The following is a 13,572-nucleotide window of genomic DNA, read 5'->3' on the forward strand; positions in this document are numbered from 1 at the left end:
CGGGGTTTCTTTTTTATTTGCTTAAATACATCGATTTCTCGGCGTATAGATGTCTGAAATAAGGGTCGTCCAGGTCTTTGATAAAGCGAATCGCTTCACCGGTAGAGCGCATTTCGGGCCCCAGCTGTTTATCAACATCCGGAAATTTATCAAAGGAGAATACAGGCTCCTTAATCGCATAACCTTCCAGTTTTCGCTCAATTTTGAAATCGCTTAGCTTATTTTTTCCAAGCATTACTTTGGTAGCGATATTGATATAAGGAACGTCATAAGCTTTGGCTATAAAAGGAACAGTACGTGAAGCCCTTGGATTGGCTTCAATTACATACACCTTACCGTCTTTTATGGCAAACTGAATATTCAGCAAGCCCTTTACGTTTAACGCCTTTGCAATTTTTCTTGAATATTCATCCATTTTCTCCTGAACAGCTGTTGACAAGCTAAAGGGAGGCAATACAGCACTTGAATCGCCGGAGTGGATGCCTGCCGGTTCGATATGCTCCATCATACCGATGATATGCACTTCTTCGCCGTCGCAGATGGAATCGGATTCCGCTTCTTCTGCGCGATCAAGAAAATGGTCGATCAGTACCCTGTTTCCAGGCATATTTTTCATGATTTTGATAACTGCTTTTTCCAGCTCCTCATCATTAATCACAATACTCATTCCCTGCCCGCCAAGTACATAACTTGGCCGTACTAACACAGGATAGCCCACTTCGTTGGCAACTTTAAGTGCCTCCTCTGCGTTTTCAGCTACTCCATATTTAGGATACGGAATATCCAATTCCTTCAGTAAGTCAGAAAAACGTCCACGGTCTTCCGCTAAGTCCATATCTTCAAAAGAAGTTCCGATAATGCGGATTCCTGTTTCCTTTAGCTTTTCGGCCATCTTCAGCGCTGTTTGGCCACCAAGCTGCACGATGATACCCTCTGGCTTTTCTAAATCGATAATTTCCCGAACATGCTCCCAGAAGACAGGTTCAAAATAAAGCTTGTCGGCCATATTGAAGTCTGTTGATACCGTTTCCGGGTTACAGTTCACCATGATAGCCTCGTATCCCGCCTCTTTGGAAGCCAATAAGCCATGCACACAAGAGTAATCGAATTCAATCCCTTGTCCGATTCGATTTGGCCCTGAACCCAGTACGATAATTTTCTTTTTATCGCTCGGGATAGACTCATTCTCTTCTTCAAAGGTAGAGTAATAGTAAGGTGTGGCAGCTTGAAATTCGGCAGCACAGGTATCCACCATTTTATAGACACGCTTAATACCTAGCTCTCTCCGGCGGTTGTAAACATCATCTTCACTTACATTGCCCAATAACCAAGCGATTTGCCCGTCAGAGAATCCTTTTTGCTTCAATGTTAAAAAGAAATCTTTCGGTATATTAGATAACGAATAACGTTTTAGTTCCGTTTCCAGTTCAACAAGTTCCTGGATTTGAACCAAGAACCATTTGTCGATATGCGTAGCTTTTCTAATAGACTCCAAAGGAACGCCCATCTCAAAGGCATCCTTAATATGGAAGAGACGGCCGCTGCTTGGATGCTCCAAGCTATGCATAATTTCTTCCAAGTTTCGTAACTGTCTACCATCGGCACCTAACCCTAAACGGTTGGTTTCCAAACTTTGACATGCCTTTTGTAAGGCCTCAATAAAGGTGCGACCAATGGCCATTACTTCACCTACCGATTTCATTTGCAATCCTAGTTCCCGGTTGGCTCCTTTGAACTTCGCAAAGTTCCAACGCGGTGATTTTACGATTACGTAGTCTAAAGTAGGTTCAAAATAGGCAGATGTCGTTTTCGTGATCTGGTTTTCCAGCTCATCCAAATTATATCCGATAGCTAATTTGGCTGCAATTTTCGCAATTGGATAACCGGTAGCTTTTGAAGCCAAAGCCGACGAACGCGAAACGCGTGGGTTAATTTCAATCGCTATGATGTCCTCATTTTCGGGGTTAACAGAGAACTGTACATTACATCCACCGGCAAAATTACCGATCGCACGCATCATCTTAATTGCTTGATTGCGCATCTCCTGATAGCAAGTATCACTCAATGTCATCGCGGGAGCTACCGTTATGGAGTCGCCCGTATGGATACCCATTGGATCGAAATTCTCAATAGAACAAATAATGATGACATTATCTTTATTGTCGCGCAGGAGCTCCAACTCGTATTCCTTCCATCCTAAAACCGCTTGTTCTACCAGCACTTCATGTGTAGGGGAGGCTTGGAGCCCACGGCTAAGAGCCGCTTCAAAATCTTCTTTTTTATGCACAAACCCTCCGCCGGTTCCGCCCAAGGTATAGCTGGGACGAATCACCAAAGGAAAGCCGATTTGTTGGGCAGCTTCTTTACCTTCGAGGAAGGAGTTGGCAATTTTTGATTTTGCTACGCCGACACCAATTTCAATCATTAGCTGACGGAAGGCTTCTCGATTTTCTGTTTTTTCAATGGCTGCAACATCTACACCAATTACTTGTACACCATATTTTTCCCAGATACCGCGGTTGGAAGCTTCGATACATAGATTAAGCGCTGTTTGCCCGCCCATGGTGGGTAGCACGGCATCAATCTGACGTTCCTGAAGGATTTTTTCAATACTGTCAACGGTAAGGGGTAATAGGTAAACGTGGTCTGCGATGACCTTATCGGTCATGATCGTTGCGGGGTTCGAATTAATAATGGAAACTTCAATACCTTCCTCTTTCAATGAAAGAGCTGCTTGAGAACCCGAATAGTCAAACTCACAGGCCTGTCCGATAATAATTGGGCCCGAACCGATAATCAGCACCGAGCGAATGGAGGTGTTTTTTGGCATTTTATATGTTCAAAAGTATTAGTTATCAAAAAGAACGTTTGATAAAACAGTTTGGGAAGCTCTATGATTGTGAAGATTATTCCGACTGCTTTGTCGGAGTGCAAAGATAGGACTTTTTTGGTTTATAATTTGAAAAAAATGTAAAAAATATAAAGGCTTTTTCTTTATCCTATTTTTTTAGAATCTATTCTTTTGCTTGATCATAAAAACCAAATCCAAGAGCGCATATGTGGCAACTTGTATTGCAAAGCATTTTTCGTTAAATTTGAATATTCAATTTTATATTATGACGAATCTTAGTATTACTGATAAGCTACAGCAGCTTCCGCAAGATATGCGGCAGGAGGCAGAAGATTTTATCGATTTCTTACTGGAGAAAGTTAGCCGAATCCCTGACCATGTAAAAGAAGGTGTTCAAAAAGGACAGTTGGACGTGCAGGAAGGAAATTTAAAATCTCATGAAGAAGTAATGAATAAGTACAAAAGGTATTTATGAAATACACTGTTTATTGGACAGAAACTGCCGATAGCACTTAGATTGTATCCTTCAAAATGTCGAGAATAAATTTGGGTTTACTTCTGCTAGAAAACTAATGAAGGAGGTTGAAAGACATGTAGAATTAATAAAAGAGAATCCCTTCCTATTTAGAATTTCTCATCTTGAAAATGTAAGGAAGTGTGTAATATCGAAGCAAACGTCCTTATTTTATGAAATAAGACCTAATAATCATATATACCTCTTATATTATTGGGATAATAGACAAGAACCATTTATCGTTGATTAGTCTTTAATATTACACAGCAATTGCTTTCCCAAATTGTACAAACCTCTTTATTAGAATGGTTTGCTGTTGTCACAGCTTTCCTTTGTTTTGTTCCCTAATTTTCGATGACTAGAAAGGTGCTGCAAAATTGGTCAATGTGGGTTGTAGTGGATATTTTATTCCGCTTTTTGTTTATAAAAATTATACCTTAACTGCGTTATTATACGGAATTTTAGCATTTACAGCCTGGCAGGGCTATTTTGATTGGAAGCGTACATGGATGATAGTAAACAACTCATAAAAATTGCGGTAGTAGGTCCGGAATCTACCGGGAAATCGCAGATTTCGACCTATTTAGCCAAGCTATACGGTACCATTTGCGTACCGGAATATTCGAGAGAGTATTGTCGAAACCTGAACCGGGAATACACGCTGCAGGATGAATTGAATATTTTTTATGGTCAGATCGCTTTAGAGCGAAGCTTGGAACCGTTGGCCTTTAATCATTTATTGATTTGTGATACAACATTCTTGACAGTAAAGGTATGGTGCGATTACCTTTTTGGAGATACACCGGAGGAGGTGAAATCTGCACTAAAAAATCATTCCTATGATTTTTATTTATTAATGGATATCGATTTACCTTGGGAGGACGATCCGTTGCGGGATTTTCCTGAACCTGAACAGCGGCAGTATTTCCTACAAGTATGGAAAAATGAGCTGACAGAACTAAAGGCCAAATATCAACTGATATCCGGCCTTGGTGAAGAACGTTTTTTGAATGCCAAGAAAGCTGTTGACAGCTTTCTACTTTAAGCGTTATGCTCCTTTCTGGGAAATAAGAGTGAAGCGATCACACTGATAGCTAAAATCCCAATGATTATGTACAACGAATGTGCTGTGGTGAATCCCCACGCCTCCAACCAATGATGTCCCAGCATTTTTCCACCGATAAATATCAGCAGGAACGCAAGGCCTACTTTTAGATAATGGAACTTATGAATGATATTTACCAATAGGAAGAACATAGACCGTAATCCAAGAATGGCGAATATATTCGAAAAGAATACAATATAGGGATCTTTGGTAACAGCAAAGATAGCAGGGATGGAGTCGACCGCGAATATTAAATCGGTAAATTCAATAACCAATAAGACTAAAAAGAGCGGTGTAATAAATTTTTTCCCGTTTTCTCTGTGGAAAAAGTTGTGTCCGACAAATTCTGGGTAGACCGAAAAATAGCGGGATGCAAAACGGACAACTTTATGGTTTTTCGGGTCGATTTCCTCTTCTTCATTTCTATTTAGGTACATGGTTATTCCGGTATATACCAGGAAAACGCCAAATACATACAGGATCCACTCAAAGCGATTAATAAGGGAGGCGCCCAAAAATATAAACAAAAAGCGCAATAAGATTGCCCCAACAATTCCCCATACCAGCACGCGATGATAAAATTTGGGAGGAACGCCGAATGAGGTGAAAATTAATACCATTACAAAGATATTGTCAACGGAAAGTGCGTATTCAACGACATAACCGGTGAGATACTCAAGGGCTAGGTTCTTCTTATATATTTCAAGGCTCGCGGCAAAATTTTCCGGTAACAGTTTAATATTGTGGAGATGTCGGCGCGTGACTTCCTGAAGATGGTCAAAATCTTGTATGTCATGTAGCTTATCGCCCCAGAACCGGAGAATTATATAAAAGCCTAAAGCAAACGCCACCCAAACACTACTCATAATCGCCGCTTCTTTAAAAGATACTTCATGATCTTTTTTATTGAAGAGCCCCAGATCAATAGCCAGCATCTGGATAATAAAAAGCAGAAAGCCAAAGAAAAACACTAATTCGTTCGCCATGGTTATTTATTTCTCTCAGTTGTAAATCGTACCAATTGTTCCAATCCCGTTTTATATTCGCTTTCGGGAAATGCTTCTAGTATGTTGAATGCCTCTGCTTGGTAGCTTAGCATTTTTTCCCGGGCATAGGCTAAGCCACCACTATTTCGTACAAATTCTATAACTTCCATTACTTTCTTTTGATCTTCGTTGTGATTTTTAACAAGATTAATGATCGTTCTCTTCTTTTCTTTGCTGGTATTGTTCAGTGCATAAATTAACGGTAGCGTAAGTTTTTTCTCCTTGATATCGATTCCGAGCGGTTTGCCCACATCATCAAAACCGAAGTCAAAAAGATCGTCTTTAATTTGAAAGGCAATACCAACCTTTTCCCCAAAGTCATGCATTTTGGTGACAAGTTCGCTTGGCGCATTGGTAGATGCCGCTCCACATGCACAACAGGAAGCAATTAACGATGCGGTTTTTTGCCGAATAACTTCAAAATAAACGCCTTCGTCAATATCAAGTCGGCGAGCTTTTTCCATTTGCAGTAATTCGCCCTCACTCATTTCGGTTACGGCCTCGTTTAAAATTCGAAGAAACTCAAAATCCTGGTTTTTTACGGATAAGGAAAGCCCTTTGCTTAAAAGAAAATCACCTACTAAAACCGCTATTTTGTTTTTCCAAAGTGCATTAACCGAAAAAAATCCTCTTCGCTGATACGAATTATCGACCACATCATCATGTACCAGCGTGGCTGTATGAACGAGTTCGACTAACGCAGCCCCTCGATGTGTAGACTCATTGATTCCGCCGCATGCGCCTGCCGCGAAAAAAACAAACATGGGCCGCATTTGTTTGCCTTTTCTCTTCACGATGTAATGCGTAATTCTATCAAGCAAGGGTACCGAGCTACGCATAGATTCTTTAAACTTTATTTCAAAATCATCGAGCTCGGTAGCTATCGGTTTCTTAATTTCCTCAAGTTTTAGCATGCATTTTTTTTTGTTAAGGTCGTCTAAAGGATTGTTTAGTCTGTCATATTGAGCTTTAATCGAACATCGCCACCCTTAGGCACCTTTCATTATTGGCCTTTCCAGAAACGTGACAAACATAGTGAAAAATCGCTAGATTTATGTGATGGGGTGTAAGGTATAGGGTGTAAGGTTTAAGGTTTAAGGTGGAGGGTATAAGGTATAAGGCGTAAGGTATAGGGTATAAGGTGTTAGATACGGGGATTAAGGTTAAACCTTATGCGCCTCAAGCTTCTTATCCTTCAAAGACTTGTTTGCGCCAAATTTTTGCTTCGGTGGCTACTTGTTTATAGCGATTTGCAATGCTTGAAAATAGCAAGGTTTCTTTAGTGCCCAAGGCAAGGTAACCTAGCGGAGCTAGGCTATCATCAAATAAACCGAAAACCTGGTTCTGAAGATAACTGTTGAAATAAATTAATACGTTACGGCAGGAAATTAGCTGAAACTCGTTGAATGAGCCGTCAGAGACTAGATTATGTTGACTGAAAATAATTTTCTCCGACAATTCCTGATTTAGTATGGCATGATGGTAATTGGCTGTATAGTAAGTTGAGAAATCCTGAAACCCTCCGGCGAGTATATAATTTTCCGAGTATAGCTTCATGCTTTTCAAATTAAATATCCCTTCCTTCGCTTCTTCCAATACAGCCGGATTAAGATCGGTTGCATAAATTAAAGACTTATGCAATAGATTGGCTTCTTTTAACAAAATGGCTATGGAATAGGCCTCTTCACCGGTAGAGCAGCCCGCTACCCATACGCGTATAAAGGGATAAGTCCCCAGCGTAGGTATGATTTGAGCGCGTAGAAATTTATAAAATTCCGCATCGCGGAACATCTCGGTAACGTTAACAGTAATTCCCTCAACAAAGCGCTTTAAATAAGTCTTGTCTACTTTTAAGCGATAACGCATTTCGGCGAAGCTAGGGAATCGGTCTCGTGTAAAAAGTCGGTTAACCTGACGCTTTAAGGAAGCTCTGCTATAATTGCGAAAGTCGTAGCCATGTATCTCTAGCAGATCATTAATTAGGGTTTCTAAGTCGGTATCTTCGATCGCTGGAAATTGCCACATATTATTGTAAATGTTTTCGAATCACCATAGTTAACTCATCAATGTCAATCGGCTTAGAAATATAGTCGTTCGCCCCTGCATCTAGGCACTTTTCCCTGTCGTGGCTCATTGCTTGGGCGGTGACAGCTATCACCGGAATATCTTTGATAGGTTCAGTTTTCCTGATCCGCGATGTAGCCTCGTATCCATCAAGATCGGGCATCATCATATCCATCAAAACCAGTTTTATATCCTTATCCTCTTTAAGAAAAGTTAAGCCTTCTTCAGCGCTGCTCGCAGTAATGGCCGTATAACCTCTTGATTTTAAAACAGCACTTAAGGCCAGAATGTTTAACGGTTCGTCATCAATGATGAGTATTTTGCCTCGGTTTATTGGTAGAGCCATACGCGCAACAAGGATATTAATTGATCAATATCTATAGGTTTTGAAATATAGTCAGACGCACCGGCAGCAATACATTTCTCCCGATCGCCCATCATGGCTTTCGCCGTTACGGCTAATATGGGTAGATTTTTGAATCGGGATTCCTGCCTAATGCGCGTGGTAGTCTCGTAGCCATCCATTTCAGGCATCATCATATCCATCAAAACGATATCCACTTTATCAGCGTGAGCATGCAAAGTCTGTAGCGCCTCTTTTCCATTTTCTGCGGCTAGTACATTTATTTTATACCGCTCCAGTGCCTTGGTCAAAGAAAATATATTTCGGATATCATCATCTGCAATAAGCACCGTCTTGTTATTTAGCACTTCGGTCAGTGTGCTGTTCAGTTTTAGTTTTTCCTTCTTTGGCGTGTCATTAGACTCCTCCACAAGATGCAGAAATAGCGCTACTTCATCCAGTATCCTTTCATAAGAATGCGCGGTTTTTACCACAATGGAATCTGCATATTGTTTAATCTTAATTTCTTCTGATGGCGAAAGTTGCTTGCCGGTAAAAATAATGACCGGTAAATTTTCCATCCCCGCGTCCGACTTGATGGTCTCAAGTGTTTTATAAGCTTGCGCATCGGGGATACCCATGTCTAAGATGACACAATCGGCCTCGTGACTTTTCAAACGGTTAACGCCGGAATGAATATCCTTGCTGATATCCGTTTTGACGTCAAAGCTTTCCAAATAATGTGCAAGCGCCTGTGCATGTTTTAGGTTATCTTCAATAATTAAGACCTTTCGCGGGCCGGCCGATAACGCTTTTTCCACGCGATTAAAGATCTGGCCTATTTGTTCCAGCGCCATCGGTTTCCTGATGAAATCAATGGCCCCTTTTGTGATACTTTCTCGTTTCACTTCATGGGAAGACATAATATGAACGGGAATATGGCGCGTAGCAGGGTTACTTTTGATCTCCTCCATTACCTGCCAACCATTTTTTACCGGTAATTCGATATCCAAAAGGATGGCTCTCGGCATATATTTTTCAGCAAGCTCGATCCCTAAATCACCTCTTACCGTTGTAACAACCTTGTAATCGTTTTTATGGGAGAAGTCTACTAAAGCACGCGCAAAATTGGTGTCGTCTTCAATAATCAATAAGACGTTATCACCGTCGTTAATTTGGTCACGATCGTCGGTGAGCTCGTTCGGTATTATTGGACTTAGGAAAGGTACCGGTGGCGTGGAAATCTTTTCGTAAGTTATCTTTTTATCATTATTTTTCTCAGTTTCCCGTTGAACTAAAGGAACTTCTTCCACCACCGTTTTTTCTTCCACCGGTTTAGCGACTGGAATGCTGACAATAAACTCGCTGCCTTTAGTCACTTCGCTATTAATATACAGCGAGCCGCCCAGTAGTTTAGCCAGTTCTTTACTAATCGATAAGCCAAGGCCGGTGCCGCCAAATTTGCGCCGCGTAGAGCCATCTGCTTGTTGAAAGGCCTCGAAAACCAGTTGATGTTTTTCTTTTGGTATACCGATTCCCGTATCGCGCACCGCAAAGTTTAAATACCCTTCCTTTTCTTTATTCGGATATACACTTAAGGTCACCGAACCTTTGGCCGTAAATTTAAGCGCGTTGGAAATCAGGTTTCTTAATATTTGTTGTAACCGGAGATTGTCCGTTTGAATTTTGCTAAAGGTTGTTTTATCGCAGTCAAATTTGAGTTCGAGGCCTTTATCAACAGCCATAGGACCGAATAAATTTTGCAGATCATTGATCATCTCGGCAAGTGATACGTCTTCATAGGAAAGGGTCATCTTTCCGGCCTCGATTTTAGATAGATCTAGAATCTCGTCAATTAGCGTTAAAAGTCCATTTCCGGAAGTTTGAATGACCTTAGCATATTCAATTTGATCTTCCAGTAAATTTCCTTCGTTGTTTTCGCTGAGTAAGCGGGAAAGCAATAAGATCGAATTAAGTGGGGTACGAAGTTCATGCGACATATTAGCTAAAAACTCCGATTTATACTTCGTGCTTAACGCTAGGTCTTCTGCCTTTTTTTGTATTTCCAAGTTCCGCTCCAGGATCATCTGATTTTTTTCTTCCAACGCCTGCGATTTGATTTCGAGTTCCTGGTTGCTTTCTAACAATTCTTCTTGCTGTACCCTTAATTCCTCTTCAGAAGCTTGTAATTTATTTGCCTGTGCTTCCAACTCAACATTTAGATTTTCGAGTTCGGTTTGTTGCGCCTGTAGTTCTTCCGCTTGTGCTTGCGTTTCTTCCAACAATTCTTTCAAGCGGATTCGACTCTTAATAGCATGGATAGCTGCACCTACGTTGGTAGCAATACGGTTGGCAAAAGCAACTGCCGCTTCCGGTATGGTGTTGATTGATGCAATTTCTATTATACCTTCTACTTCTTTTTCATGAATCAAAGGAATAATTAACACCCATTGGGGCTTAGCCGTACCTAAGCTGGTTCGGATTTGAAGATATTCATCGGGTAATTGCTCCAATAAAACGCTTCTCTTTTCTGCGATCACTTTTCCAAGAAGAGTTTCTCCAATGCTGATCTGCTGTGGTAGTTGCGATCGGTCAGCTACGCCAATGCTGCTGATCAGTTCGAAATTTTTTCCATATTCACCTATGTAGTAAGTGCCTAAGGCAGCATCCAAATAATCAACTAAAGCCTTTAAGACGTCTAAACCGAATTCCTTCAGTTCGGATCGGCCTATAAGCAAGCCATTTACAACGCTTTCACCTGTCTGTAGCCATAACTCAGTTTTGTCTTTTTTCGAATGTCGTTCCAGCGAGTTTCTCATGTTGACGAGGGCGTTACCCAAAACGTCATGAGGGCCCTTGGCTGCAATAGGAATATCGTAATTTTCTTTCCCTATTTCTTCGGCTGCTTTCGCTAGCTCCTGGTTGCTCAGGTCGATTTTCCTGATAGATCGAGCTACAACGCCCAAGTCATCTTTGGCAAAGGTAGGCAAGGCGATATTCGTATGGCCCAGGGCAATTTTGCTGGCCGCCTCTTGTAGCTCGAATAAGTGATTTGCGATATTTTTTATAACCAAATAAATAAGCACGATGGCGACTAATACACAGAAAACCAGTGTAATACGTGTAAAATTACGGTCGTATATCTCTGACTCATAAACGCTGGATGCACCCGTGCCAATTGACTCAATGGTGGTGTTTAAACGTGCCTTTAATACATCCATCGCCGTAGCCGATATATTCCACCATTCGTTGGCAGTAAAGCGCTCCGGCAATGCTTTAGTATCATGTACTGTTTTAAAGAAAGCTAAAGTGGTATTGAAGGCTTGGCTGGCTTTCAGTTTATCCAAATTTTGCTCACTATAGCGTTTGTCAAGACTTTTAAGCTGGTCGATATAGGATCGAAAAAGCTCGTAGTTCATATTGAATTTTGAGAAATCCAATGTATTCAGCTTGTCGTCAGCATAAGTAAAATAAATATTTAAACGCAGAATTGCGGCATAATTAATCAGCTGAGATAGGATCTCCCGAAGTTCGATTTGCCCTCCCAAGCTTTCATTAAGATTGGCATAATCGGTAGACACCCTACTGAAAACACTGAGTCTTTCGGTAATTTTCTGATAGTTATTGAACGTCTCTTCATAACCCATTTCTCCGCTATTGATGCTTGATCGCCAATGGGGTAATTCATTTATAAATGTATAATTTGCGTAGTCGGCATTTAATCCGCTGTCGATGTAGGTATTAAAATGTTGGATTGCTTCATCGGTTTTTAGCTGTTGTACATTAAGTGCGCCTTCATCTTTTGTTTTAAATATCTTATCTAGGCTCAATCGACGTTCTTGCTGTAACTGTTCGATGAGGTTGTCCGCGCTCAGCGCCAGATTGATGCGGGTTATGAAATTATTTGTCCCTTCTATTCGCTCTGTCTTTTCGTTTTCGACAATGAAAAAGAAAAATAACAGGCACATAAGGGGTACAAAACCTAGCAAGGTAAGTTTATAGTTTAGTGGAATCAGGTTAAAACGATTTTTTGTCATCGGTTTTTATTTTTCAGCACAAATTCTAGTTTAATGGCAATCGGAAATAAAAAAATGAACCTTCGTTTAAGCGGCTTTCTACACCGTGCTCGCCATGATGGCGGGCAATAATTTCTTTACATATATAAAGTCCCATGCCCAGGCCTTGAAATTTGTAAGAAGATTCTTCTACTCTATAAAATTTGTCAAATAAATGATTTAGTTTGTCGGATGGTATGCCTATTCCAAAATCGCGTACACCGATTTGGATTTTGTTGTCTTCCGTGAGCGCCGTTTCCAAATATATTTCTTTTGAATTAGGTGAGTATTTGATCGCATTGGTGAGGTAATTGATCAATACTTGTTCTAGTCGCATTTCATCAGCAAGTATAATGCTATCCACTTGGCCAATCCTTTTAAAAGCGTGTTCCGGATACATTTGACTCACATTTTCCAGTGTGTTACTGATTAACTTTTCTATAGAAACCGGTTGAAAATTAAATTTCATCTTTCCGCTCTCTATTTTGGAAATATCCAGTAAGTCGTCAATCAGTTCCCGTAATTTGTTCAGTTGAGCACTTGTTTTCCCGAGATAGGTTTTAAATTTTTCGTTGTTTTTGGCTTCCGGAAGACGCTCCAATAATTGCAAGTATCCCCTCACGCTGGTCAGGGGAGTTTTAAGTTCGTGACTGGCTATGCTAATAAATTCGTCCTTCTTATTCTCGAGCATTTTTCGATGTTCGATTTCTTGTTTAAGTGCTTCTTGCATTTCATGCATCGCTTGCGCTTGTTCAAACAGGCGATAGAAAGTTTTTACTTTTAGAAGCAAAATATCCGGATCAAATGGCTTTGTCAGGTAATCAATCCCGCCGGTTTCATATCCCTGCGTAATAAATTTCTTCTCCGTGTTTACCGCTGATAAGAAGAGTATGGGCGTATCAACGGTCTTGCTATAGCCGGAAATCAATTCTGCTACCTCAAAACCGTCCATACCAGGCATTTGAACATCTAATATGATCAGCGCGTACGTAGTTTTAAGAACTTTTTTTAGTGCCTCTTCTCCGGATGAAGCAGTGTCAACTTTAAAGTTGTTGGTTTCTAGGAACTTCCGTAAAGAAATCAGATTCTCTTGTTTGTCGTCAACAATTAGTATCATTTCGGTGTTGGCACGATGCAGTTAGCCGTTTGTTTTATTAATATATGTTATAACTACAAGTTTAGTAAATTTTTAGGATAAGCAAAAGGATGGTTGAGTAGTTAATGGTGTGCAGTTAGTAGGGAGTAGTTAGTAGGGAGTGGGGAATAGTAATAGGGGGTATGGGACGTAAGCCCTATTCCCCAACTAACGGGTTCCCTTGTTCACTAACGAGTTGTGAGTAGTTAATGGTGAGTAGTTAGTAGGGAGTAGGGAATAGTTAATAGGAGGTATGAGACGCCATGTTCCCAACTAACAGGTTCCCTTGTTCACTAACGAGTTGGGAGTAGGGAATAGTTAATAGGAGGTATGAGACGCCATGTTCTCAACTAACAGGTTTCCTTGTTCACTAACGAGTTGTGAGTAGTTAATGGTGAGTAGTGAGTAGGGAATAGTTAATAGGAGGTATGAGACGTAAGTCATGTTCCGTACTAACGG

Annotated in this window: 9 protein-coding genes; 2 read left to right on the forward strand and 7 right to left on the reverse strand. The window is 40.7% G+C overall.

Annotation, left to right across the window (positions count from 1 at the left end):
• Positions 1 to 13: 13 nt before the first annotated feature.
• Positions 14 to 2,830, reverse strand: a complete 2,817-nt coding sequence (carB, locus tag M1D52_RS00925) for a carbamoyl-phosphate synthase large subunit (RefSeq protein ID WP_437394061.1) — start codon at positions 2,828 to 2,830, stop codon at positions 14 to 16.
• Positions 2,831 to 3,116: 286 nt separating this feature from the next.
• Here carB and M1D52_RS00930 point away from each other — a divergent pair, with 286 nt between their 5' ends.
• Complete coding sequence (locus M1D52_RS00930; RefSeq protein ID WP_130854758.1) at positions 3,117 to 3,326, forward strand: DUF2281 domain-containing protein; 210 nt, start codon at positions 3,117 to 3,119, stop codon at positions 3,324 to 3,326.
• Between the two features lie 544 nt (positions 3,327 to 3,870).
• Positions 3,871 to 4,410, forward strand: a complete 540-nt coding sequence (locus M1D52_RS00935; RefSeq protein ID WP_377610003.1) for an AAA family ATPase — start codon at positions 3,871 to 3,873, stop codon at positions 4,408 to 4,410.
• Here M1D52_RS00935 and M1D52_RS00940 read toward each other — a convergent pair.
• From M1D52_RS00940 to M1D52_RS00965, 6 genes are all read right to left on the reverse strand, one after another.
• Entirely contained in the window at positions 4,407 to 5,456 is a 1,050-nt protein-coding gene (locus tag M1D52_RS00940; protein ID WP_437394062.1) for a TerC family protein, read from the reverse strand. The two genes, M1D52_RS00935 and M1D52_RS00940, sit on opposite strands and share 4 nt — an antisense overlap.
• Positions 5,457 to 5,458: 2 nt before the next feature.
• Entirely contained in the window at positions 5,459 to 6,430 is a 972-nt protein-coding gene (locus tag M1D52_RS00945) for a polyprenyl synthetase family protein (protein ID WP_013664414.1), read from the reverse strand.
• Between the two features lie 274 nt (positions 6,431 to 6,704).
• A complete protein-coding gene (locus M1D52_RS00950; RefSeq protein WP_437394063.1) occupies positions 6,705 to 7,541 on the reverse strand; it encodes a CheR family methyltransferase in 837 nt (278 codons plus the stop codon).
• A 1-nt stretch (position 7,542) separates the two neighbouring features.
• Complete coding sequence (locus M1D52_RS00955) at positions 7,543 to 7,926, reverse strand: response regulator (protein WP_013664412.1); 384 nt, start codon at positions 7,924 to 7,926, stop codon at positions 7,543 to 7,545.
• Complete coding sequence (locus M1D52_RS00960) at positions 7,911 to 11,960, reverse strand: response regulator (RefSeq protein WP_437394064.1); 4,050 nt, start codon at positions 11,958 to 11,960, stop codon at positions 7,911 to 7,913. Before M1D52_RS00960 ends, M1D52_RS00955 begins: the two co-directional genes overlap by 16 nt.
• A 25-nt stretch (positions 11,961 to 11,985) precedes the next feature.
• On the reverse strand, positions 11,986 to 13,095 hold the full coding sequence (locus tag M1D52_RS00965) for an ATP-binding response regulator (RefSeq protein ID WP_013664410.1): 1,110 nt from the start codon (positions 13,093 to 13,095) through the stop codon (positions 11,986 to 11,988).
• Between the last annotated feature and the right edge of the window lie 477 nt (positions 13,096 to 13,572).

This window comes from Olivibacter sp. SA151 (assembly GCF_054130995.1).